Origin of the sequence: Bdellovibrio sp. BCCA (assembly GCF_037996825.1) — a bacterium.
Taxonomy (GTDB): Bacteria; Bdellovibrionota; Bdellovibrionia; order Bdellovibrionales; family Bdellovibrionaceae; genus Bdellovibrio.
In genome coordinates this window covers 786,600-811,370 of the sequence record NZ_JBBNAC010000001.1, presented here as the reverse complement: position 1 = coordinate 811,370, position 24,771 = coordinate 786,600, and the positions used below count along the sequence as shown (strand labels likewise).

24 protein-coding genes are annotated in these 24,771 nt (G+C 45.2%); 7 read left to right on the top strand and 17 right to left on the bottom strand.

The window, feature by feature from the left end; translation table 11 throughout:
• Nucleotides 1-16: 16 nt before the first annotated feature.
• Entirely contained in the window at nt 17-514 is a 498-nt protein-coding gene (locus AAAA78_RS04010; RefSeq protein ID WP_340590453.1) for an adenine phosphoribosyltransferase, read from the bottom strand.
• A gap of 220 nt (nt 515-734) precedes the next feature.
• Between AAAA78_RS04010 and AAAA78_RS04005 the strand changes: the two genes are divergently transcribed.
• On the top strand, nt 735-1,037 hold the full coding sequence (locus AAAA78_RS04005) for a hypothetical protein (RefSeq protein ID WP_340590452.1): 303 nt from the start codon (nt 735-737) through the stop codon (nt 1,035-1,037).
• Between the two features lie 48 nt (nt 1,038-1,085).
• On the opposite strand, the gene rpoN is transcribed toward AAAA78_RS04005, so the two are convergent.
• The 16 genes from rpoN to AAAA78_RS03925 all read right to left on the bottom strand — a co-directional run bounded on the left by rpoN (nt 1,086) and on the right by AAAA78_RS03925 (nt 17,317).
• Complete coding sequence (gene rpoN, locus AAAA78_RS04000; protein WP_340590450.1) at nt 1,086-2,519, bottom strand: RNA polymerase factor sigma-54; 1,434 nt, start codon at nt 2,517-2,519, stop codon at nt 1,086-1,088.
• A gap of 12 nt (nt 2,520-2,531) precedes the next feature.
• A complete protein-coding gene (gene lptB / locus AAAA78_RS03995) occupies nt 2,532-3,254 on the bottom strand; it encodes an LPS export ABC transporter ATP-binding protein (protein ID WP_340590448.1) in 723 nt (240 codons plus the stop codon).
• On the bottom strand, nt 3,251-4,273 hold the full coding sequence (gene lptC / locus AAAA78_RS03990) for an LPS export ABC transporter periplasmic protein LptC (protein WP_340590446.1): 1,023 nt from the start codon (nt 4,271-4,273) through the stop codon (nt 3,251-3,253). Before lptC ends, lptB begins: the two co-directional genes overlap by 4 nt.
• A 58-nt stretch (nt 4,274-4,331) precedes the next feature.
• The gene (locus tag AAAA78_RS03985; protein ID WP_340590445.1) at nt 4,332-4,922 is read right to left on the bottom strand and encodes an ExbD/TolR family protein; all 591 of its coding nucleotides are present in this window, start codon (nt 4,920-4,922) and stop codon (nt 4,332-4,334) included.
• A complete protein-coding gene (locus AAAA78_RS03980; RefSeq protein WP_295903628.1) occupies nt 4,922-5,398 on the bottom strand; it encodes an ExbD/TolR family protein in 477 nt (158 codons plus the stop codon). Before AAAA78_RS03980 ends, AAAA78_RS03985 begins: the two co-directional genes overlap by 1 nt.
• 23 nt (nt 5,399-5,421) lie before the next feature.
• Complete coding sequence (locus AAAA78_RS03975; RefSeq protein ID WP_340590443.1) at nt 5,422-6,087, bottom strand: MotA/TolQ/ExbB proton channel family protein; 666 nt, start codon at nt 6,085-6,087, stop codon at nt 5,422-5,424.
• Nucleotides 6,088-6,146: 59 nt separating this feature from the next.
• On the bottom strand, nt 6,147-8,240 hold the full coding sequence (locus tag AAAA78_RS03970) for an AgmX/PglI C-terminal domain-containing protein (RefSeq protein ID WP_340590442.1): 2,094 nt from the start codon (nt 8,238-8,240) through the stop codon (nt 6,147-6,149).
• Nucleotides 8,237-8,545 (bottom strand): hypothetical protein, encoded by a 309-nt coding sequence (locus AAAA78_RS03965; RefSeq protein WP_295903637.1) that lies wholly within the window; start codon nt 8,543-8,545, stop codon nt 8,237-8,239. The genes AAAA78_RS03970 and AAAA78_RS03965 overlap by 4 nt, the downstream gene beginning before the upstream one ends.
• A 16-nt stretch (nt 8,546-8,561) precedes the next feature.
• The gene (locus AAAA78_RS03960; protein ID WP_340590441.1) at nt 8,562-9,413 is read right to left on the bottom strand and encodes a tetratricopeptide repeat protein; all 852 of its coding nucleotides are present in this window, start codon (nt 9,411-9,413) and stop codon (nt 8,562-8,564) included.
• Nucleotides 9,413-12,616, bottom strand: a complete 3,204-nt coding sequence (locus AAAA78_RS03955) for a tetratricopeptide repeat protein (RefSeq protein ID WP_340590439.1) — start codon at nt 12,614-12,616, stop codon at nt 9,413-9,415. Before AAAA78_RS03955 ends, AAAA78_RS03960 begins: the two co-directional genes overlap by 1 nt.
• 3 nt (nt 12,617-12,619) lie before the next feature.
• Complete coding sequence (locus tag AAAA78_RS03950; RefSeq protein WP_340590438.1) at nt 12,620-14,194, bottom strand: tetratricopeptide repeat protein; 1,575 nt, start codon at nt 14,192-14,194, stop codon at nt 12,620-12,622.
• On the bottom strand, nt 14,191-14,985 hold the full coding sequence (locus tag AAAA78_RS03945) for an outer membrane beta-barrel domain-containing protein (RefSeq protein ID WP_295905286.1): 795 nt from the start codon (nt 14,983-14,985) through the stop codon (nt 14,191-14,193). Before AAAA78_RS03945 ends, AAAA78_RS03950 begins: the two co-directional genes overlap by 4 nt.
• Nucleotides 14,986-15,004: 19 nt before the next feature.
• The gene (locus AAAA78_RS03940; protein WP_340590436.1) at nt 15,005-15,715 is read right to left on the bottom strand and encodes an outer membrane beta-barrel domain-containing protein; all 711 of its coding nucleotides are present in this window, start codon (nt 15,713-15,715) and stop codon (nt 15,005-15,007) included.
• Nucleotides 15,716-15,745: 30 nt separating this feature from the next.
• Complete coding sequence (locus tag AAAA78_RS03935; RefSeq protein WP_340590435.1) at nt 15,746-16,228, bottom strand: KdsC family phosphatase; 483 nt, start codon at nt 16,226-16,228, stop codon at nt 15,746-15,748.
• Nucleotides 16,229-16,351: 123 nt separating this feature from the next.
• Nucleotides 16,352-16,885, bottom strand: coding sequence for an acyl-CoA thioesterase (locus AAAA78_RS03930; protein WP_340590433.1), 534 nt, complete (start codon nt 16,883-16,885; stop codon nt 16,352-16,354).
• 6 nt (nt 16,886-16,891) lie between these two features.
• Entirely contained in the window at nt 16,892-17,317 is a 426-nt protein-coding gene (locus tag AAAA78_RS03925) for a hypothetical protein (protein WP_340590432.1), read from the bottom strand.
• A gap of 79 nt (nt 17,318-17,396) precedes the next feature.
• On the opposite strand from AAAA78_RS03925, the gene AAAA78_RS03920 reads away from it, so the two are divergent.
• From AAAA78_RS03920 to AAAA78_RS03895, 6 genes are all read left to right on the top strand, one after another.
• Nucleotides 17,397-18,176 (top strand): basic amino acid ABC transporter substrate-binding protein, encoded by a 780-nt coding sequence (locus tag AAAA78_RS03920; protein ID WP_340590430.1) that lies wholly within the window; start codon nt 17,397-17,399, stop codon nt 18,174-18,176.
• Entirely contained in the window at nt 18,176-18,919 is a 744-nt protein-coding gene (locus AAAA78_RS03915; protein WP_340590429.1) for an amino acid ABC transporter permease, read from the top strand. The genes AAAA78_RS03920 and AAAA78_RS03915 overlap by 1 nt, the downstream gene beginning before the upstream one ends.
• Nucleotides 18,916-19,638, top strand: a complete 723-nt coding sequence (locus AAAA78_RS03910; RefSeq protein WP_340590428.1) for an amino acid ABC transporter ATP-binding protein — start codon at nt 18,916-18,918, stop codon at nt 19,636-19,638. The genes AAAA78_RS03915 and AAAA78_RS03910 overlap by 4 nt, the downstream gene beginning before the upstream one ends.
• Before the next feature lie 140 nt (nt 19,639-19,778).
• On the top strand, nt 19,779-20,849 hold the full coding sequence (locus tag AAAA78_RS03905; protein WP_340590427.1) for a hypothetical protein: 1,071 nt from the start codon (nt 19,779-19,781) through the stop codon (nt 20,847-20,849).
• A gap of 64 nt (nt 20,850-20,913) precedes the next feature.
• Entirely contained in the window at nt 20,914-22,083 is a 1,170-nt protein-coding gene (locus AAAA78_RS03900; RefSeq protein ID WP_340590426.1) for an AGE family epimerase/isomerase, read from the top strand.
• Between the two features lie 116 nt (nt 22,084-22,199).
• Nucleotides 22,200-24,764 carry a hypothetical protein gene (locus AAAA78_RS03895; RefSeq protein WP_340590425.1) on the top strand — a complete coding sequence of 855 codons (2,565 nt, stop codon included), beginning with the start codon at nt 22,200-22,202 and terminating at the stop codon, nt 24,762-24,764.
• Nucleotides 24,765-24,771 lie beyond the last annotated feature (7 nt).

Here is a 24,771-nt window from a genome sequence, read left to right as displayed (position 1 = left end):
CACAAGCGCGACATCATTAATATTGAACAAGGGAGAAAACCTCTTCGTTATTAAATTTCATTTTATTCAAGAAAGTGAGATTCACAAGAACCGCCACTGACTCCACTTTGTAGCCCGCAATCTGACTTAAATCAATAGCCGCTTGCAGTGTTCCACCCGTCGCCAAAACGTCATCGACAATCATGATCTTACCCTTGCCTAAAGGAAGTTCAATTTCAGCGGTGCCGTACTCAAGAGCATAAGAAATTCTTTTTGTCGGTGGAGGCAATTTCCCCGCTTTACGAATCGGAAGAAAACCTTTTTTATGAGTTGCCGCCATATGCGACGCCAAAATAAATCCGCGCGATTCAATTCCCGCGAAATAGTCTATTTCGGAGAGATTCACTTTTTTCACAAGCTGCTTTGAAACGAAATCCATCGCTTCGGGATTCTGCAAAAGAGGTGACATGTCTCGAAACAAAATACCTTCTTTAGGAAAATTAGGTACATCGCGAATCAGGCTTTTTAAATCCATCAGGCTCTCCAGAAGTGGGTTTGCGGCTGTTCGAACACAGAATATAGTGCTGAAATAAAAAACGACAGTCCTTTTCTTACAAAGATTTTAGGACCGAGACATTGCGGCCAGCTAAGCCCGATGTATTCCGACATCCACACGGGTTCTTTTTTGATTGATCGCGATTTTCAAAACTATTCTCGCCTCATAGTGAACAAAAAAACAATCCGGAGGAGGATTTATGAAAAAACTCGTTTTATCACTGACAAGTGCTCTTTTACTTGCAGGATCTTTGGCATTTGCTTCTGAAGATCTTTCTGCCACTCAAGAACAAGCCTTTGTCTTGGCACCAATCACGGCTGTGAGCTGTGACTCTGCACAAGCGACAGATGCTAATTACTGCATTATGGAACACCACAACTGCCCACCTTCCTATGAACGCGTGATTAAATATTGTTGGGGTGGCGTGCACAAGCGTTTCGTACGCTGTGGCTACACTTGCCGTAAAGTCGGCGATAACAACGGTGGCGTTGAGCCGAAATAGACCTGAGACCGCAGAAGCAGCGCTCTTCTTTTGAGGAGCGCTTTTAATTTAGAAATATTTTTTACGTTGAGATGAAGGCAAGATCTTCAGCATGTCACGATATTTAGCAACCGTACGGCGTGCGATCTGAATCCCTTCCACTTTAAGCATATCCACGATCTTTTGATCTGAAAGCGGATTTTTCGGATCTTCTTTTGCAACCAAATCTTTGATTTTGATTTTTACAGATTCACTTGCAAGCGAGTCCCCGTCTGAAGAACTGATACCCGAGTTGAAGAAATATTTAAGCTCGTAAATACCTTGTGGAGTATGCACGTATTTTGCTGTCGTCACACGGCTCACAGTAGATTCGTGCATGCCGATGTCGTTTGCGATATCTCTTAAGACCATTGGTTTTAAATACTCAGAACCTTTTTCAAAGAAATCGCGCTGATGTTTTACAATCGACTCTGTCACTTTGTAAATCGTGCGCTGTCTTTGGTGAATTGACTTAATCAACCACACCGCAGAACGAAGTTTTTCCTGGATGTAGTCTTGAGTTTTATCACCCGTGGTTTTGCCACCTTTAAGCATGTTCTTATAGAAATTAGAAATCTTAAGGCGCGGAAGACCGTCTTCATTCAAAGAGACCACATAATCGTCGCCCACTTTGTAAACGTAAACGTCCGGAGTCACATAATGCGTATCAGAACTAACAAAAGCGCGACCTGGTTTTGGGTCCATGGCATAGATGATCTTACACATCTCGATCACGTCTTCCACGTCACGACTCAAAGCTTTGGCAATGGCTTCGTAGTTCTTTTTCTCAAGATCTTTCAAATGATTGTTGATCAAGTTCACAAGATCGTGAGTGTCTTCTTCCAAGTGTTTGGCTTGAATCAAAAGGCACTCTTTAAGATCACGCGCGCCCACACCCGGCGGATCGAATTCGTGAATCAATGTCAGAGTATCTTCCAGAAGTCCTAATTCAATTTTTTCTTCTTCAGCCAATTGCTCAAGAGGAATTTTGATATAACCGTCATCGTCGATCGCACCGATCAACGCGTCAGCAGCTTGCTCTTCCTCTTCAGAAAAGCCGTTCATTTTCACTTGCCAGTAAAGATGGTCATGCAAAGTTTGAGACGCCGTGATGACGTTCTCATAGTTCATGATCTCTTCAGAACCTGCCATTCCTGATTGCGGAGGCTTTTGATTGGCTTCGATATAGGATTCCCACTCAAACTCATCTTGTTTTTGTGGGTCTTGCATGTTTTGTTGATCCGGAGCCTCTGTATGCTGAACTTCGTCAGCGGCTTCCTTCGTTCTTTGCAGATCCTCTTCTTTCAAGGTTTCTGCTTCTTCAAGGATCGGATTTTCTTCAAGCTCAGAGCGAACAGCCGATTCCAACTCCATGCGTGACATTTGCAAAAGCTTGATCGCCTGTTGCAACTGTGGAGTGATCACCAGAGACTGGCTCAGGTTCATCGTCTGTCTGAGAGCCATGAAAGTCCTTCCTTAAAGTTTAAAGTTTTCGCCCAAGTAGAATTTGCGGGCGATTTCAGAATTAGCAATTTCATCAGAGCTTCCGCTCACCTGAATCTTCCCGTCCTTCAGTATATAAGCATAATCGCAAATGCCCAAAGTCTCACGCACGTTGTGATCCGTTATGAGAACTCCTATACCTTTGGCCTTAAGGTCGCGGATGATATTTTGAATATCAGCGACCGCAATCGGATCAATCCCCGCAAAGGGTTCATCCAGCAAAAGGAATTTGGGAGATCCCGCCAGTGCACGAGCGATCTCCACACGACGGCGCTCACCGCCTGACAACGCGTAACCGTAGCTGTCACGAATATGGTCGACGTGGAAATCACCAATCAGTTGTTCAAGTTTTTCCGAGCGTTGTGCGCCAGAGTAACCGTGAGCTTCCAACGCCACGGTGATGTTTTCGGCCACCGTGAGTTTTCTGAAAATACTCGGTTCTTGCGCAAGGTAGCTTAAACCGACGCGAGCCCGTTTATACATGGGCTCCTGAGAAATGTTCACTTCATCGATATTGATAGTTCCAGAGTCCGATTGAACCAAACCCACGACCATATAAAACGACGTGGTTTTTCCGGCACCGTTCGGACCCAAAAGTCCGACAACCTGGCCTGATTCAACGGAAAAAGAAACGCCATCAACGACTTTACGTTTTTTGAAAGATTTAGAAATGTCTTTGATGGTGAGCATGCTCATTGTTCTTTATTCTCCACCTTCGCGCGAACTCTTTCAACCTTAACTCTTTTTCCGCCGTCGAGGAAGATGATTTCTTCGCCACTCAATTCATCATTGTTTTGAATGACTCGCGGACGTCCTTTGAATGTGTACTTATTCGACAAAAGGTCCAGGTTCACACTCTCAGAGGTGGCATACTTACTCGCATCGCTCACGCGCACACCACCTTTGACCGCAACCGAACTTAAAATATCTTCGCCGGCTTTATACAAGAATGAAGCTTCCGGTCCTTCCAGTTTCATATTGTCGTAGTTCATGCGAACCGTGCCCAAAAATTTTGCTTCGCGGTTTTTCCCACTAAATTCTGCACCGTCGGCGACAATCTCAAACTTCTTTCCGTTTTTTTCCGGCTTCTGCGCTGTGACCTTATCCAAAATGGTCATTTTGGATTGATCCACATAGGCTTTCATTCGATTGCCTTTTAAGTACATGCCAGCCCCCGAAGTGTCTTTCGGTCCTTGCATCAAAACTTGCTCGGGGCTTTCAATAATGCGCGTTCTTGAAGAATAAAAAATCGACGGCGTTTGAAACACGTACCCATTTTCTGAGCGTGTAACGACGTTGCCGACAACACTCAGGTCTTTGGTTTTTGCATCCATCGTTCCGGTGTCGCCGGTCACTGTGAATTCAATTTTTTCTTTGTTGTAGAAAAGAACTTTCACTTTTTTGAGTTTGACGTTGCCAAGCCCTTGATTGCCCTCGGCTGTTGCCGCGAACAATTCCCAATCGCGATTTCCCTGCTGGCTTTCCACCAAGTGAACGCCTTGCATTTTTTGTTCAGCAAGACTGGAAGGCTCTTCCACTTTTTCACCGCGTTTAATGCGTTCTTCTTTTTCTAAAGCTCGTTTATCTTGTTCTTCAACGCGGGCGCGAACAGCGGCTTCGTCTTCGTGCTCAAGGCGAGACGGAAATACGATAAGAACCTCTACAAACAAAAGGATCAGCAGAGCTACAAAAATAAGGTTCTTAAATTTAGCCATAGTTTGAGTGGTGCGCAGGCACGGTTAAGGTTAACGTCCTGCGCAGCATAACTGACTTTTAATTTGATGTCGATTCTTGAGGAAGTTTAGTCACTGCGAAATTAATTTCACCAGCGCCTGCCTCAGTGACCGTGTACAAAACTTTTTTGACAGTCAGGAAGTCCACGCCTTTATCGGCTTGGATCGTCACTTTGCTCCATGCATTAGGATCTTCTTCAACTTCACCACGAGTGGATTCAACCACGTCGCGGATCTTGTTCTGCAGTTTGCTTTCTTGCTCGGCTTTTGATTTTGCCAAAGCTTCTTGCAATTGCGTTTTCAAATTGGCGATATTCCAATCTTCCGCGGCTTTCACTTCATCAAATGTCGCTACGGTGTCTTTATCCAAAAGAATTTCTTTATTGGAAATCGTCACGACGTGAGCGGGTTTTAATTCGCGCACACTGGAAGCCTTCGGAAGAACGACTTCCTTCGGGATGTAAAGAATCTCTCCTGTTGCGTTGTAGTTTTGCAGAAGGAAGATCACCAGAACCGTGAACATATCCACCATCGCCGTCAATGACAGCAACGCCGTAACGTCACGTTTCCCTTTACGCTTACTCAAGATGTTGTGATAACGGTGTCTTTCACCGGGTCTAAAGATGGCCATTAATTAGGCCCTCCTGTTGCAACGGAAATGGCTGAGAAACCTGCGGTTAAACAGTTGTCCATTGCTTTGATAAGCTGTTCATAAGGAATTGCGTCGGCAACGCTGACAACCGCATCCACTTTTTCAGGATAAAGCTGTTTCACACGTTGCAACTGAGCGACCAGGCCGGCTTCGTCAAACTGTTCGTTCACCATGGGAAGACTGATGATTTGTCTCCCAACAGTTAATACGTAACCCGCTTCCTTCACATCCACTTTCAAAACAACATCTGCGTTCGGTGGAGGCGTTGGAGCCGGTTGAGTGTCCGACTTCTTCCCATAAAGAGAACTACCAATCTGAATCATAGACACTTGGGTCCATACGGCAGTGATCAACAAGAACGTGATGAGAACGCTCATCAAGTCGATGAAAGGCACGAGATTGAGCTCGATATTCTTTTTTCTACCGCTGGAATCGCCACTATCTATGTGAGCCATAGAAAACCTCTAGTCTAAGCCTGTTAGTCTTTAATCTTTTCTCTGTTCGCAACAACAAGGTTCAAAAGACTCATGCTTGTTTCAATCACTTCATTCTCTGTTTTTTGAATGCGGTGTTGGAACAAACCGTAAGCGACGATTGATACGATCGCGACCAAAAGACCAAACGCCGTACAGTTCAAGGCGTGTGAGATACCTTTTGAAAGCTCAAGAGCTTTTGTTGCTGGGTCAGCTGCTGCCACCGCGCGGAATGAACCGATCATACCGATGATCGTTCCAAGAAGTCCGGCAAGAACCGCCACGTTACCAAACACAGCAAGGAAGGAAACCCAACCTTCTACTTTTGGCATTTCTCTCATAACGGCAGCGTCCATCGCCACTTGCACTTCTTCGTCAGGGCGTTTGTTCATAGCTTGAACAAGACCTGCTTTTACCGTGTTTGTCAGAGGAGCTGGGCGCGCATCACAATAGCTGATGGCCTGGCGCAAATCACCAGATACGACCATTCTGAAAATTTGATCAGTGAATTCTTTTTTATCCACTGCAAGGTTTTTTAGCTTCATCAATCTTTCTACGATCACAAACACTGCCAAAATAGCAATGACTGCGATTACGTACATGACGAAACCACCTTCAGCGAAAGCGCGCTGGATGAAATTCATGTTGTCTGCTGTTACTGTTGGGTTCACGGAACTCCTCCTTAAAAAAACTTTTCTACTCCGACAAGAGTCGGAGTGTATAAAACAACTTAGTTATTAGCCGGGTTCAAGACAAACGGATACGCCTGCACTTCGGCCACAAGACCTGGTGGAGGTTCCGGGAAAGTCCAACTTGCTAAACGATCACGAATGCAGTTTTCAACTTTAGGATTACCCAAGGTTGAACTCTTCACTTTCACGTTACGCGCTTGTCCTTTTTCAACGATTTCCCATGCTAAAATTATTTTACCTTCAAGCTTCGCACCTTTTTCCAAAGTGTTGAGCACACGCTCATAACAACTTTGCAGTTCGTGCTTCTTCGCACGGATCACACGACGAATCGCTTCCTTATCAATTGTTCCGTCGAAGGATTCTTCAAAACCACCGCCTTCGATCGCCACTGTGGTCTTGCTACCAAAACCATCCGCAGCGCCGTAAGCAGCTTGACCCGATCCACGGCCTTTAGTTCCGATCCCTGCGATCCCTTGAGTCGCAGTTCCTTTACCACCAGCGCCTGAATCTTTAAATTTAGATCCAAGATCATCACCAGCACGGTCTTCATTGAAGCCCGCAGTTCCGGTCGCTTTATCGGCCATACCTAGAACTTCACCGGCTCCTGAATAAGCCTTGTCGATATTCGCGCGACTTCCGCCGCCACCGAAGGCGCTGAAAAGTCCCACCTTCGAAAGATCTTTATTCGAAGACTGAGCATTGGCTCCTGCAGTCTGCCCTGTCTTGATCGCTCCGCCTTGACGAGTGGATGTGAATTTCTTCGTACGATCTTTTGCATTTGGTTTCGGTGCCACTTCACTAGCACGCGCTGCCACTTGGGCTTTTTGCGATTGCTGACCTTTTTCGCCCTTTTTCTGTGCTTCCTTCGTCTGATCCGCCACAACCACTTTTTGTGGAGGTGTTGGAGTCGGCGTCGGTGTCGCCACAGGAGGCGGTGTTGGCGGCGGAGGAGTCGGCACCGGCGTCGCTGCTGGAGGTGGTTTATTGAAAATCACCTGCGCGATACGCTGAACTTCCTCTTGCTTATTTTCCTGCCAATCTTTCGGAAGAGTCGCAGAAATATAAAGAGCCAACAAACCAACAAGCACCAACGACATCACAAGGCCCGTCATTTCAGAACCCGTGAGCATGATTGGAAGCATTGGCACCATTGGAGCTTGCGGTACAAAGCGGATATAAACTGTGATGTTACCGCCCGGCAAAGTCACGCAAAGCATTTCATTTTGATCAACACGAACGTTGTAACCTTGGCCGCCTTTTTGCGCTTTTCCGTTGCGAGCCAGATCTTCCACAGGTTGAATACCCGCAGAGGAAACAAGTTCCACGTTCATTTCTGCTGTCGTGTTGACCTTTAATCCCGCTGACATGTCCAGTAATGGATAACCACGCGGCACCAGTCCGTCAGGCAAAGCAATGTGCCCGTCACCTGCGTTCACGCGAACAGCTTTATTTCCCTTGAAGTGGTACGTGTTCAGAATTCTTTCTTTCCACGCGACGATCACTTCAACGGTCGCACCTTTGCCAGGTTTCAGATACGTTCTTAAATCCTGAACCTCACTTGGAGGAGCAAAGGTTTTTGCTTTCTTCACTTTCTTATAAGCACTGCGATCTTTACGAATCTCAGGACGAACCGGAGCCGCCGTGATCACAGGTTTTTCTTCCACCTTTGGTAGTTCAACAGGGATCACAGGCGTTGGAGCGACTTTGATCTCTTCTGTTTTGACCACTGCCGCAGGAGGCATCGGTGCAGGCTCTGGTTTTTTCACTTCAACCGGAGCTGGCATCACAGCCGGTGTTGCAACAACAGTCGCACCCGGAGCTGCTTTTGGTTTTGGAACGCCAATGAAGAATGCAATCTTAAAAGGACCGATTTCGATTTCGTCTCCGGAAGAGACCATCTCATCAAGAACGGCTTGTCCGTTTTTGAAAGTTCCTGAAGAGGAACCCAAATCACAGACGTAATATCCCATATCACGCAGCTCAATAAGACAGTGGATCGGAGACACTTGATCAGAGTCTAAATCCAAATGCACTTCGGCGTTATGTCCGATCACGATCTGATCTTGATCGAACTGTTTAACACCAACGAGCTGATTGTTTTTGAAAATTCTAAATATTAAAGGCGCTCTCAATTACCACCCCGAACCCGCTGTATATCTTCTGATGTTCGTCTCATCTCGGGTAAAAAATTTTGTCTAAGCTTAATCAAACGACTGTAATTAAAATTCTTCTTTTGGAAGAGATAAAAAAGATCCGGCTTTTGCGTTGAACCTTCGATCAATTCATCTTCAAAGTTCAACGTCGCCTTTCTTTTTGTCGTCGTTGTTGTCGTAGTGGTGGTTGTCGTCGAAGTACGATTCGATGTCTGCGCAAATGCCACTTCGAAAGCACAGATCATTGCAAACACGACTGTAAATTGTTTAACGAATCGCAACATAGTTTCCACCTTCACTCTATTTTAAACCAGCTTTCGCCTTATTTTCCAAAGCAATAATTCGATTGCGAGTATCTGCAGGCCCACCTACAAACTTTAGTCTGTTAATTACTTCCAAACCCTCTTGGTACTTACCCATATTATCGACCAACAGTGTTGCATAATTATAAAGAGCGTCTTTGTTGCTCGCAGAATCTTTCAAAATCGTCTTATATAAATCTTCCGCTTTTTCATATTTGCGGTTAGCTGTAAGAGCGATGGCGTAGTTGTTGAGAACTCTCGGATCTCTCACTCCGCGTCTGTAAGCGGTTTCAAGAACGACTTGTGCTTTCGAATAATCTTTTTCTTGAACGTAAATGGCACCAAGGTTCGCTGCCGCTACAGCTTCGTCGTTATTGATATCCAAAGCTTTACGGAAAGATTTGATCGCATCGCGCTTTTCATTCTGCGCAAGCTGAACAATACCCATGTTTGAGTAAAGCTCTGCCATTCTTGGATTACCAGCGATCGCCTTGCTTAAAAGGTAACGACAAAGATCATAACGTCCACGCTTATAGTGGTACATCGCTAAAGCATTCAATGCTTTAGCGTCGTTAGATGATTGCGCCAAGATCTGCGTTGAAGCTTGATAGATCTTTTCATCGCTCTGGGACTTGATCGCTTCATTTAAAGCCGCGTATTGCGACGGTGTTGTCGGAATTTGCGGGCGCACCGGTTCCTCGACAACAACGGGCTTCGGCTCTTCCTTACGCACAACAGGAGCCTCGGTCACCGTTGGCGCCGCAGGGGCCGGAGCTTCGGTTTCATTCACAGACTGAGTCGCACAAGCTGCCAATGTTAAAACAGGAAGTAAAACAATGATCTTCTTCATTATTGACCTATCCAATTCACTAAGCGGATATCCGAACCAATCTCACCACCGTTGTAGTAAGTTTTCGGATCAAGCTTATTCATATACTCGTAAGCCGTTTTAAATCCGTCGTTGTAGACTTCCAATTCCAACCCACGGTCGACCGCAAGTTTGAAACTTTCTCGGACTTTGGTATTGAATGGTTCGGCGAACTTTTCAACACCCGCTTTATATTGTTTTGTTTCTTCCGCGTTCAAGCCTGGAGGAAGTGGCGCATTTAAAATTGCCTGAGCCATGTTCTGATTTGCTTCACCCAAGACACTCAATGAACTGACAATTTCTTCAGCACTGTCGTACTTGATAACATCCGCAAGTTCGCTTGTAAGTTTTGTCAACAAGGCGACTTTTTTATCAGCAGCCGCTTTTTGTTTGTTCGGGTCTTTAGGGAACGAAATCGCTTTCATTTCTTTGAAAGTCCCCATGGCCTCGGCTAATTTCAATTTCGCTGCGTAAGAAGCACCTACACCTTTTTTATTTGGTGCAAAACGCCTTTGGATCGCCAAAGTTTTTTGCGCCCATTCATTGGATTTTGTGAGCGCTCTTTGACGGCCGTAAAGCTCACTCACCCAGTAAGCACTTTCCACCACTTTTTCCTGATCACGACCGCCACCTTCCACATATTCTGTGTAACGCGCAATCGCGGCACCGTTTTGACCGGCTTTGCGATGGATTTGGGCCATGCTGTAAACGGCTTCAATATTGTCGGAGTGTTTTTTATTGAGCTTTGTAAATTCCGTGTACGAACGAATCGCCTCGTCAGACTTTCCAAGCGCTTCATATAAAACAGCCGCGTTGTAAATCAAGTTCGGAGCCAATGGGTCCGTCGGATTTTCTTGAGCAGATTGTTTGTAAAGCTTCGCCGCTTCTTCAAACTGAGCCGAGTCTTGATATTGTTTTGCAAGCAGACGGCGCACTTTTGGTTTTAGCTTATCCGCAGATGGATCTTTAGACGCAAGCACACCTTGATATGCTTGAATCGAAGGTCCATTCATACCCGCTCGCTCATAGTTCACACCTGCATTAAACAAAGCTGTGATCGCGAGACTTGATTTCGGATTCTGTTTTGCAAAGGCATCGTAAACCTGAGCCGAGTCTGCGTATTTTTTCTCCAGCTCCAAATCCTGACCGCGTTTGAAGGACGCTTTTTCCATCACACCGCGAATATCAGATCCGGCTTTTGAAGAGGCGATGGACGGGACAGCCAAGAGCTCGGCTCCCGTTTTTTCCAATCCCACATAGTCTTTTCTTAAGTTGTAGATATCCAAAAGCAGATTCGCAGAATATTCCGCATATTTTGTATTTGGATACTGTTGCACGATTTCGCGAAAATGTTTTGTCGCTTCGTCAAAGTGATTGCTTTGGTAGTACAAACGACCCATGCGGAATTTGATTTCCACCGCTTTTTCAGACGTTGGGAACTTTTCCACATACCATTGGCCCGCTTTAATAAAGCGATCCACTTTTGGCTCCAAAGGCACAGGATCCAAAGAGTTTCCTACGCGCTTTTGCATTTCTTGATCAGACGGAATGCTTCTTTCCACCGCCAAGATCAAGTTCTGCGCGGACTTGCCATAGAATTTCGATTGAGGAGCATTATCCACAACCCATTTGTACTGCATCGCCGCTTCATCGTATTTACCCATATCATAGAGCAACTCGCCGTAATAGAAGTGCATATCAGAAGCCGTTGCTGAATCTGGAAATTCTTTGAGATAAAGTTGATATCCGTCATTAGCCTGCGCTTGAGAATAAGGCGCGCGAGAGTTTTGTGCCGTCTGATGCTGCTGCAAAACGTAATTGCGCAACGTCGTTTCACGAAGTTTGTACGAATTCTCAATCAGGTCTTTGTTATTTTTATTGGCAGCATACCAAGCACTGCTCGAATCGTAGTCTTTCACCCAGCTATAGAGTTCGTTTTTAAAACGAGACGTGTTCTTAGCATAGTAATAGTTTTGAACGATCTGGTATTGGTACTCAAACGCCTTCGGAGAATTTGGATTTTGCGAAATCAAAAGCTTAAAGACTTCTCTGGAAGCGTCTTTGTTTCCGCGGTCTGAATACTGATAAGCCAAACGCTCTAAGTAAGAACCCGTGTTATCGCCCACAAGGTTTTTAAAGTAAGAAGCGGCTCTTGCCGGATCGCCACCTTCAGCATAGAACACGACGATATCGCGCAATGCTTCGCCCTCAAGACGTGTTCGGTTGACCGTTTTGCGTCCCGCAAGTTGTTCACCTGTCTCGGATTTACCGGTTCTAATGATGAACTCAAGATAATTCATCGCCTGTTGGATCTTTCCTAAACGGAATAAGCACCATGCGCCTTTATAAAGAGCAAACGTGTGCAGGCGGTGTTTCTTTTCTTTAATCAGATAAGAATATTCTTTATAGGCTTGCGCCCATTTTTCATTTTCAAAATAGTATTCGGCCAAGGCAAAGTGGGCTTCACCCACGAAAGGAGAATTTGGATACCCTTTGGTGAGCTGCTCATAGTACTGAGCTCCTTTTTTCACTTCGCCTAACTCAAAATAGTTATAACCAAGGAAGAAAAGTGCCTGGCTCATTTTTTCGTCACGAGGGAAATCACGTTGGAACCACTCGTAAAGCTGCACGGCCTTTTTATTGTATTCGCGAGCTTCCGCTGTATCTAATTTCGGTTTTACCTTTGTTTTTCCCGCCTGGAAGGCACGCAGTTTCGCATCGTATTCATCTTGTCTGCGACCATCAATGAGGCTTGCTTTTTCTACATAAAGCTCGGCCAAACGAAGCCACAACTCACCACGGTTCGGACTTGTTTTAAATTTTTGCGTGAGCTTATAAAGTTCGCGGATCTGTTGATCTAAAACTCTTTCATACTCCGCCTGCTCCCCGCCCGCTTCTCTTTGCATGATTTCAGAAGAGCGTGGTGGTTTCACCGACTCTAAGTTGTAACCTTTAACGTCGTCTTTAAATCCTAAGTTCGAAGAAGGTAATGACGTGTCCGTTTTAGACATTTGCACACGTCCACCGCGGCTGCCTTCGTTTGCTTGCGACAACAGTTCACCGACCGTCTTTTTCTTAACAGTCTTCGTCGTCGTTTTAACAACCTTTGCTTGTGCAAACACCGGGCTTACACAAAGAGCGGTCAGGAGACTTGAAACAAGAAGTTGATGCCTGTTGAATTTCATATTTTACTCGCAGCTTTGTTTGCCAAGATAGTGGTAGTTTCCAACCTCATCCAACCAGTATTCTCCCTGGAACGGATAGTATTCGTAACCGTTTTGGATGTAGAACTGACGATCCACTTTTTCGTCGATTTGTTCAGTTCCGATATCTTTCCCAGCCATTTTCTTTTTAATGCTTTCTTTACGGCCCGTGATCATTTCGTAACGGATGAATCCGGCTTGCTCGTAAAGATCACGCAATTCCACGCGCATGTTTTGTAAATGCGCTTTCACCATATCGCCCACAGCAAACTTCGCATTGCGGCTGCGGTTTGCGAGAATTTTCAAAGAGTATTGACCCAATGGAGAAGCACGGAACGCAGAATTCGATTCCACGCGCGCACGCTCTTGAGTGAGTTTTTCGATATAGTGCATAGAACGCTTCACGTCCCCTTGATCGAGCACATTGCGCAAAACGATGTAAGGCAAACGCAGGTTGGCGTTCTTGTCCGTGGTTTTCATGAAGTGAGCTTTTTCAATTTCTGAGTAAAAAGCACCGGCTTCGTTTGTCGATTTTAAGAAGTCACCGATTTTAGTGCGCACAGGTCCGTATGTTTTTTCAAACAAGCTTAGGACCTTTTCCATTTCATCGTACTTACAGATGTAGAGGTAAACGATGGCGCGCAGAAGTAAACTCTCCGGCATATAAAAGTCTTCATAATATGCCGAGTGGAGAGTTTGGAAATTACTGAGGGCTGAACGGAAACGGGCCGCGCGAAGCATGGCCCAGCTAGATTCAAAAACCGCGTCATGCCACATGAGCGTGTCGCGCGGGACCTGAGAATAGGCTTCAATCGCTTGCTCCCAATCTTGTTTTTGGTAAAGCGCACGAGCCAAGCCCATTTGCGCCGCCACTCTGTTTGTGTCCGTCACCGGAGCTTTGCGACGAGCGTCCAACATTTTATTGAAAGTTCCAATCGCCAAAGATGGTTGATTCGCTTCAAGCTCCGCAAGACCCTTGTTGTAAAGAGCTTGGAAGTAATAGCTGCTTCCGTAACTCACGCGACCAAAAAGATCGGCGGCGCCGGAGAAATCTCTGTTGCGAAGTTTGATTTCTCCCAAACGGAAGTGGATCATGTCTTTCAAGTTACTTGGGAAATCATTGAGATCCACGCGAGAAATCGCGTAATTCAAGATCGTGTCATCCCCTAAAGTGTCCGCCACAATCGAAAGTTTTTCGATCGCGAGTTTGGAATATTTAGGATGTTTTGAACGGATGACATCGACAAACTGGAAAGCCGCTGTTTGATAAAGTTTGAGCTCAATCAACATCGTTCCCAAGATGTACTTAATCTGTGGACGATCTGCCGCTAATTCAGGACGGCGTGCGAGTGAGAATAGATTATTCGCAGCGGATTCATATTGCCCGCTTTGCGCCATACGAAGAGCGTTGCTCAACTGGTTGCGCAGAGTCGCTTCACGAGTATTGCTGTTGTACACTGGAGCTGCTTTTCTTGCAGGCTTCAACGTTTTTCGCTGGGCTGAACTTGCAATCGGCAGTGTAAAACTTGTGGCTATCAGGAGTAGTAATAATTTTCTCATCGGTAACTAGCCTCCGGAAAGAACCAACTCATACCCACAGTGAGGAAGAGGTTGTTGAATGAATTTTGTGAACCGTCGATACCTTTAGCGTTAAAGAAGTTCCAGCTAAAATCCCAACGAACGGCATAGGCCTTCGTCAAAGCGAAAATCTGGCCTGTTGCTAAGTGCAGTGTTCCTGCGTTCTCTCCAGCTTGCGTATTCGTTGTTCCGTATCCCGCAGAAAAATAAAGATCAAAAGGTACGATCTTTTCGTTAAACCAAGTCATCTTTCCGTAGATAGGAACGTACATCAGATCAAGACCGATGAAAGATTTTGGATAAACTAAGTTTTCTGTGCTCACACCCTGAATGTCGCGAAGTTCTTCGGTTGTTTGTCTTTCAGACGTCGTAAGACCGAAATAGTTCAGCTCCACGCCCCAAGACTCACTTAAGAAGTAACTCGCCTTAGCCACGCCACCGATCGTATTAAAGAACGGATTGTTGGTAAGGACCGTCGCACCCCCAAAAAGTTGGAAGCGACCTGTTTTTGGCAAGAATCTTTTTTGAATGACAGAAATTTCTTTAAACGGAGCCAAAGTTCCAAGACCGGAGAAATCTGTGAGTGTGTTGTCTCTGGGTGCCGTTGACTCCTGGTAGCTCGGAGCTGAATTCGCCGGAGCTTGTTTTGCCGGAGCGGCTTTATCCAGTTCCAACTCAATCACGTCTAAATCATCACCCGTTTCTGATTGTGCTTTCACTCCCAAAGGAGCCAGCATCATCAGCATCAGAAAAATGTATGTTTGTTTTTTCATAAACATGCCTTAGCTCCCCTTAAAATAGATACGAAAGACCGATGTCGAGATTGGTCGTGTAAAGAACTCTCTCTTGGAATTCATCGAATGACGGTCTTGGCGTTCCTTCGTGCATTTTACTTCCACCTAGAAAAGGCACCGGACCTTGATTCGCATAAAGACGCAAATCAAAGCGCAAAGCCCAATCTCTGTTAAAGTAAAATTTTTGACCTAAACCCACAGCAACAGCCGGATAAGTTTTGTGTTCATACTGAACAACACCCAAAGAACCTGAGCCGTAAAGAACCGTATTAAACACCAAAGACTTCGTGATACTCATCTTTCCGTAGAAAGCTTTTAAGTTGTAATCAGCCATAATGGTATTTTTCGGCATTGGAGCTTTAGATAAATCCAAGTGAGTGGCTGGCGTTTTTTCGATTTGTTTTGCATAATCAGAAAGACCTGACATGTTGTTAGCAAAGAACAAACCAATTGCGTGCTCTTCACTCCAGTTGTAGTATACGCCCAAACCAAGCTTGCTGACGTTCGCAATAGGTTCCGTCATCGCGTAACCGTAAAAAACGTCGACGTCAAATTTTCCCGCCGTGACCACATTTCTGTTTTTCACGCTCACTGGCTTATCAAAAACCGGAAGAACCGATTCTTGCGCCAACTCTTCAGGAGGAAGTTCGACAACCTCTGAAGCCGCAAAAGCCGCCTTGTGTAGCAACAAGGCAAGAACAATAATCATAACGGCTTTGAAACCATTTTTTAGCATGAATTACCTACCTGAGGAAAAAGCCCCATATTTATAGATGTAATCACAAACTTCTCTCACAGCGCCCATACCTCCGGGTCTGCGAGTCACGTAATCAGCAATTTCAAGAACTTCATCAACGGCTTCTGGCACAGTCGCGCCAAAGGCCACCGTCTGCAAAAGAGGAACGTCAAAAATGTCATCACCGATGTAAGCCATCTCTTCAGGCTTTACTCCGGATTCCTGTTGCAGTTGTAAGAAAGAGGGCTCTTTGTCGAGAGCGCCTTCATAGAGATATTGAATTCCGAGATTTTTCACACGCGTGCGAATGTCTTCGGCCTTAGTTCCCGTAATCACAGCAATTTTATAGCCAGAATCAATAAGACGTTTGATGCCCACGCCGTCACGAATAGAAAAGAATCGACGCCATTCTTTGCCATCAAACCAAATACGCGTGTCCGTTAAGACGCCGTCCACATCGAGGACCAACATCTTGATATTTTTCAATTTTGATATTTCTAATCCCACTGAATCATTGTGGAAAAGAATAGACAAGGGGGCAAGTGCCCTACCTTGATACAGGACTTAAGGTTGTATAACAATCAAGACAAAAGTCTAGCGTTGCTTAAATCAAAGACCTAAACTCTTCGAGTGCGTTTGATCCGCAGAAATCCAAGAAGCTAAATGCTCGGGAAACGATGGAGCTTGCAACGAGAGGTCCAACACTTTCAAAAGGTCTTGAGGCGAAACAGTTCCACCCGTTTTACTTAAAAAACGCGCGCGGATCATTCCCACGGCGATCACGTCACCGCGACTGATAAACTTATGCTCAAGATAAAGGTACTTATCATCCCAGCTTATCAAACGCGTGCAGAGTTCAAACTTTTGAAAAAGTTTAAGTGAGCGGCGAAATCGAATCATCTCCGAAGCCACAACGGGATACCAGCCCTGCTCTGCGATTTTTTTTGCCGCCTGCGCGCGAATCATATAATCCGTGCGCGCCAAATCTTGGAGAGAAAAATAAACGCCGTTATTCATGTGTCGTAAAACATCTAAGTCCGTGGGCCATACACGAAACGGAGTGGCACATTCCTCCATGATTTGAACGGGCTTGCGGGAGCGGGAAAATAAAAGAATATAAAAAAGACGGAAAAATAAATTCATAACGTCCTACTTTCGAGCTTCCAATTCGCTCACACGATGTTGCAACCGATAAAGCTGCGCTTCCATTTCCTTGATTTTTTCTTTGAGTTCTTTGACGTCCGCACTTTCGCTCACCGCCGAGGGAGCATTAGGATCACCAAGGATTCCAGCGCCGATTTCCGCGCGCTTCAAATTGAGTTCTTGCAAAGCTTCAACGTCTTGTTCGTCGACTTCGCCGGAGTTGGCGTACTGGTGCTTCATGGCCTTTTGCTGTTCATGAATTTGGCGGCTTAATTGAGTCATCTGCTGAAGACTGGCGTAAGTTTTTTTGATGCGCCCAAAGTTCGGCGGGAACTCCCCTGTGACAACGGAAAAAACTATGACGAACATGACGATGGAAATAAAAAGGCTTCGCAAGATAGAACCTGCGATTTTGCCCAGGGCTTCGCGCATGAAATACTCCTTAAATGACATTTGACTCAACGATGCAGCTCATGGTCAAGTGAGTCTATACGAACGCGAGGAGACTTCCATGAAAAGCATTCTACTAGGTCTTGTTCTTTTACTGACACTCACTTCATGCACCAAAAAATCTGAAAGTCCTGAAGGAACTGCTTCCGGTCAAGCCAAGCAAGAACTCGTGGTCGGAACAGATGCAGCTTACGCTCCGTTTGAAAGCGAAACTGCAGACAAAACGGTACAAGGTTTTGACATCGACATTTTGAAGGCCATCGCTGAAAAATCGGGATTGAAACTTAAATTCGTGAACACACCTTGGGAAGGTCTTTTCAGCCAGCTTCAATCCGGCGACCGTGATATTTTGGTGTCGGCGATCACCATCAATGACGAGCGCAAAAAGGTGATGGATTTTTCTGAACCTTACTTTGAAGCTGTGCAATTGATCGCCCTGCCCGCTTCTTCGAAAGTCACAAAGTTTGATGAATTGAAAAATTCTAAAATTGGTGTACAAACTGGTACGACGGGAGACGAGGTTTCAAGTCGTCTTTTGGGCAAATCAAATCCCAACATCAAAAGATTTGAAGGAACACCGTTGGCCCTCCAAGAGCTAGAAAATGGCGGGGTCGATGCCGTTGTTGCTGACAATGGTGTTGTGAACAACTTCCTGGCCAACAATCCAAAAACTTTCAAAACGATTTCTGATGCCAGCTTTTCGAAAGAGCACTACGGCATCGCTGTTAAAAAAGGAAACGCGGAACTTCTAAAGAAGATCAATGATGGTTTATCTGCTATCAAAGCGGATGGCACTTACGATCGTATTTATAAGACTTATTTTGGTGAGAAAAAGAACTGATGTTTTCGTGGTTTCGCACTGACATCATCGTTGAATACTGGCCTTTGTTTTTACAAGGGCTTTGGACCACTCTCGAACTGACTATCATCGGTGTTTTCTTTGGAACAGTCTTGGGACTTCTGCTGGGATTGGGTAAAATTGCCCAGGCAGAGCGCGGTCCCTGGAAATGGCCTTTAAGAATTTTAGTTAAAACACCTTCACAACTTTACATCACGTTTTTTCGCGGCACTCCTCTCTTCGTTCAAATTCTATTAATTCATTTCGCCTTGGTTCCGATGCTGATTCATCCGGAAAATGGACTTCTTATCAGTGGCGATTTGGCTTTGTATTTAAAGCGTGAATATGGGGCCTTCATTTCTGGTGCGTTGGCATTGAGCTTAAACTCTGGCGCATATATCGCGGAAATCTTTCGCGCGGGAATTCAGTCCATTGATCGCGGGCAATTCGAAGCCGCGAGATCTTTGGGGCTTAACTATTTTCAAACGATGAAAACGGTGATTATTCCTCAAGCATTTCGCCGTATGCTTCCGCCATTAGGAAATGAAGCGATTATGTTACTAAAGGATTCCTCTCTGGTATCTGCCATCGGACTAGCAGAGCTTGCTTACGCGGCAAGAACAGCGGCTGGTGCCTACTCTCGTTATTGGGAGCCGTATCTTTTTATTTCCTTCATATATTTGATTATCACGCTCGGCATGTCTTACGTCGTTCATATTCTTGAAAGAAAGTATAAGAACTCATGATTCAAGTAAAAGATCTGCAGAAATTTTTTGGTTCTAAGCAAGTTCTTAAAGACGTCAGTTGTGAAATCAAAGACAACGAAGTCGTCTGCGTGATTGGCCCCTCTGGTTCCGGTAAAAGCACGTTTCTTCGCTGCTTAAACGCTCTTGAAACAGCCAATGGTGGTTTCGTCAAAGTCGATGGCTTTACAGTGACAGCTCCCGAAACAGATTTAAATCTTTTGCGCGCTCACGTGGGCATGGTGTTTCAGCGTTTCAATTTATTCCCGCACATGACAGCACTTGAGAATATCTGCCTTGCACCTCTCTCTGTAAAAAACATGTCGCGCGCAGAGGCTGAAAAAAAAGCTCACGAGCTTCTAAAACGCGTGGGCCTTTCTGACAAAGCGGACTCTTACCCCAATGAACTCTCCGGCGGACAACAACAGCGCATTGCCATTGCGAGAGCGCTAGCTATGGAGCCGCAGGTTCTTTTATTTGATGAACCGACATCAGCGCTGGACCCAGAAATGGTCGGCGAAGTTTTGGATGTTATCAAGTCTCTCGCTCACGGTGGAAAAACCATGGTCATCGTGACGCACGAAATGGGTTTTGCCCGTCAGGTCAGTGACCGTGTGTTCTTCATGGATGCGGGTCAGATTATGGAAGAAGGAACGCCAGAGACAATCTTCTCTCACGCGCAGAATGAGCGGACTCGCAATTTTCTGAGCAAAGTCCTCTGAAAATTTTGCGCCACTGTCAAATAGTCAGACATTACAAACATTGCAGACGTGAGCCTGACTCAATCAATTAGACTTAATGCTCTACTCGCCATGGCACCCTTCCTGCTTAGTCCCCTTCAACATCTTATTTGGAGGATTCTATGGTTTGGGACTCACGTCTGAAATCCCTAATGGTCTTGGCCTGCGTGGGCAGCTTGGTGTCGGCGTGCGAGGTGAAAAAGAACCTCGATGATATGCACAAAGCCACCGTCGAAATGAGCGATACGACCAAGGATATGAGTGAAACAACCAAACGCATGGAAGAGAAAACCAGCGATTTGGATAAAAAATCCGAAGCCTTGGATTCTAAGACAGCAGAACTTTACGATGCTCTTAGACAGGGAAATGCCGCCATCCTTCGTAAAGAATTCCTAGAGCAAATGACAGAAGCCAAAGAGATGCCGAAGAAATTAGCCTTGGGTGTAAAATACTACTGGGCTTTTGAATTCCAATTATGGTCCATGCAAGGTCTTGATAACGACGCCCGCCGTGAAGAGCTTGCTTCTTCTGCGGCCCGTGAATTCATCCGTGAAATTCACGAATACGCACCGAATGAAGATTTTATTTCTCCGACAACAGATGACAATAAAGAGAAAAACTTCTTAGCGTTGGTTACAACACTGCATGAAGTGAATGACAAACAAAAAAATCGTCTGGATAAAACAACAATTCCGCAAATGTCGATGCTTTCTTTGATTGAAAGAGCTTTGAAAGAGAAAACTCTTTTGGACCAGGGAAAACTCACTGTCGAACAGTTGTCGCACTCTTCTTATGACCTTTTAGGCTTTGAACAAAAGTTGATTCAAATCTTACAAGCTCGCCACAACTTTATTCTGACAATGCTTGTAGCTAAGGCTAGCAATGTGGATAAAGACTGGAAAAACAAAATCAAGTTAGGTCTTTTGGGAATGAAATGGACATTGGATTTCTCTAAATACAATGACGTTGAAGTTTCCGAGATGAAACGCTACGTGAAAGCGGTCCTGGATACCCGCGCCATTTTAACTCGCGCTGGTCACGATATCGTTGTGGATGAAACCATTATGAAGATCGTTAAAAATGGTCAAGTTGCAAAAAGCACTAAATCCGCAAATCCAGCGCGCCAGGCCACAGAAACAGAAATCGTGAATTATATTAACCAAATCCGTTCCGCCCAAGTTCAATTGAAATAAGGTGGACATCAACTCGCGCCAATGATGAGATAGAGTCTCAAACATACTTTGGCGCGAGTTTTTTATGTCTGCAAAATCAAATCAGTTTATCGAAAAATCTAAAAAGTGGCTTACTGAAGACGTGTATCCTCTTTGGTCTTCTAAAGGCATTGATACAAAACAAGGTGGCTTTGTTGAAAGTCTCACTTTTGAAGGCGAACCCATGGATGTGCCTCGCCGTGCGATGGTGCAAGCTCGTCAGATTTATTCTTTTCTTACTGGCGCAAACCTTGAATGTGTTTCTAAGGAAGTCGCCGCCGCAGCTGTTCGTCAGGGAACACGCTACATGATCGAAAAATTCTCAAGCCCTTCCGGCGCTTTTATTTACTCTGTCAATCCGGATGGAACTCCTAAAAGTAAAAACCCTGATTTGTACACGCAAGCGTTTGCACTTTTTGGATTGGCACAAGCTTATGCGATTGAACCCAATAAAGAGATCAAAGACCGCGCAAAGGCTTTGTTTCATTATTTGCAAAAAGATCGCAAAGTCGCTGGTGGCGGTTACACAGAGATTGATGAAAAAAATGGCGTCTCTTACAAGTCAAATCCACACATGCATCTTTTTGAATCCGCGATTGCGTGGATGACGGTGGATCGCAATGATCAAGACTGGAAAGATTTAGGTCATGAACTTGTGACTTTAGCGACAACCAAGTTTATCGATAAAAGTTCTGGTGTTTTAGGCGAATACTTCGATGAAAACTGGAATCATCTGCGCGAAAACGGAAAATTCATTTATGAGCCAGGCCATCAGTATGAGTGGGCTTGGTTGATGTTCCTTTACGAAGGACTCACAGGTCAGAATTTAAAATCCATACGCCATCAGTTGTTTTCACTTGCTGAAAAACACGGAACATCGCCGACAAGAAAAATCGCTTTTGATGAAATGTGGAGTGACTACACTCCGAAAACTCAATCTTCCCGCTTCTGGCCACAATGTGAGCGCATCAAAGCGGCAGTTCGTTTGGGAACAGAAGTCTCCAAAGAAGAACAACCTCAATATGCGAAAGCCGCTGATGAGGCCCTTGAAACTCTTTTCAAGTTCTTTGGAACACCAAAGAAAGGTCTTTGGTACGACATGCTTTCGGAAAAAGATGAATTCAACGGGAACACCGCTAAGGCCAGCTCACTTTATCACATCGTGAATGCGATGGAAGAGTACGTGAATCTAAGAGGAAAGCTGACTGATCCATAAGTGTTCGATAATTTTTGGGAACGAAAGAAATCCGAATTCAAGTCTAGAATTCTCATTCCAAGTCGGTTTTTTGCAGATTAGTTTCTGAACCAAACATGCTCATGTTAATCTAAGCTATGGGCATCTTTGGTATCATCGGAAAAAAGGGACAGACAACAATTCTGTTGGTTTCCGTTCTCAGTATTATTGGTTCTATTTTTATTCTGACGTCGGCTGATATCTTCAAGCGCGATTATACTTTTAAAACTCGTGATTTCGACCAAGTCCTTTTGAATGAAGCGACCATTTCCTCTTTTGCCGTGATGGAAGCGGCTCTCGCTCGTCGCTTATGGGATCCGCCACCCGACAACCAATGCCTGAAAGCAGAAAATTTTGAAACCGAAGGAAGTTTTCCCAACGGTCTTACTTGGAAAGTCACCGCTACTTACAACTACTCCACAAAAAACTATGAGCTTCTTGCACGCGGTGAGTATGCCGGTCTTAAAGCTGTTTTTAAAAAACGTATCAAAGTTCTCGATGTCTCCGACTATTTGCTTTTCTCCGGCAATAACCAAAACGTCAGTCTCGAACGTCTTTATGGTGCGACCTCTCCTTCTGCTTTGATTGCTCGTGATCGTCGTATCTATGTTAAAGGCTTGCTCCAATTAGGAGGAAATATTCATCGCCCGAACCCCGAGCTAGACTGGAACGGAAGTCCCGCTGGATGGCCGGCTGAGTTTGGAACCATCATTCAAGGCGATCGTGTCCAGCTTGCCGGAGGCATTGAGTACCGTCTGCATGCTGTTCCTGAACCGAATCCGGGCCAAGGCAATCTCACCGCGTTGTTAGCGCCTTACGCTTATCCGTGGGGAACTAAACCGAAATATCATCCGCAATTTGGACCGGGCTACGCTATCATCACCAAAGATTTGCAAAAGGCCACGGACTTAGAAAGCCAGGTAAAAACCGGAAGCCCGGTTCCGCAAACCCAAGCCTCGGTGAGTAAAGAAATTTATCCCATTGCTCTTTTTAGTGGAAATCCGCCTCTGGAAGCGTGGTCGGCTACAGACTCTGGCGGGTATTTTAACAACCCCGACAGATATTCTATTTTTAATTATGCTTATGCGGGACTAAACAATTACGGCGTGCGTGCCGACTACACGTGCTTTGCGAAAGATGGAGCGAACCAAAAACACTGTTCAAATTCTGAAGACTTTCCGAATGGATTTGCAAACTGGAGACGCAATGCGGGCCTCGAAGGAGTTCTTTTTACGAAAGATGCTGAAGAAATTCCCGCACCAAAAATGAGTTGGGATAATCTTGAGGCCCTTGAAGAAGACGCCAAACAGTGTGGCATTGTCATTTCCAATCCGACAAATACCTATTCGGACTGCGACATCTGGGATCAACGATTTGTTACTAAATATGCATCTCAAGGTGCAGGTCTTGCTTGCTCTTCCACTTCCCGCATTAACTTGGATTCCATTGGTCTTAGTAATTTTAACGTGGCGGATCTTTCGGATCCTTCGAAAAAGGATCGTCTTCTAAGAAGAATCGTTTATCTTAAAGTTCCTTCGGAAATTGCCCAAACGGATGCCCGCGGTTTGATGATGTCGGCACTGCCGAATAATATTCCCCGAAAAAATCTTTCTCTTTGGATCGTGAGCGAAGACACCTTAGCCCTTCGCGGGTTTCAGCAAGATTTAACGTCTCCTTTAAATAGCGATCCGCAAAGACTGCGTGAGGTGGCCTTTAATCAAGATATTAGTACGCCTGTACCGGCGGCGCAAAAAGCCTCTTTGCCTTTGGTGATTCTTTCTCCGGAACAAATTCATTTATTAAGTCCACAGTATCAACCTTTAACGCCGTCGCGTCTGCATCAAATGTGGCCGTCCTCTTCGGGAAAAATTCATCCCATCAATCACAACCTGACAGACACGCGATATGAAGATGACGGGTTCAAATACGGTTATCGAAAGTTTATTTTGAACAACATAGGTATCATCACGGGTTCCAACGTGAGTGCCACAAAACCTTTTTATCTTCGAGGGCTTTGGAGTGGTCCCGACTCCTCTGCAGATCAACTTCCCTCTAATCTTTGCATGATCAATACCGGCGGATACACCTTAGAGCCCAGCTCCACAAGTCAGCCTTTTGTGATAACGGCGAAAATTCCTCCTTATCATAGCATGGCGAACTCTCCCATTCCTCCTAAAGGCTCCAATTATTATGGCGGGAATAACAATGATTTTCCGAGAATATATTATCCCGAAGTTTTCTGGAAACAGCGCGGACTTACAAGCAGTCGCGAAGAATCGGAAGTTTATTTCACGGGCATTCGTATTCATCTCAGTTTTGATTCTGCAACTCCGCCAGGGAAAAGGGATATTAGCTCCCCTTCTCACCTAGGTTCTGAAAGTCGTTATACGGATTACAATGCTTTCGATCTTTCTCACAAAACTTACACATGGGATTCTCCTAGCTACTATCAAGGAGTGCCACAGGGCACGTCTTGCATGCCTAGCAATATGGCTTACCGAGTTCCATCTTCGCCCACGGATTTATTTGATATTCGCGCCGCCACACCGTCAGTCAACAATGGTCGCTATATCTTTATTCAAAGCTCTCCGGCTTTAAACTATCGAGACGTCGGCTCTATTGTCGGTGTTGAACAACCCATTCTTGAAGCGCAGTCGAATTAGGATTCCT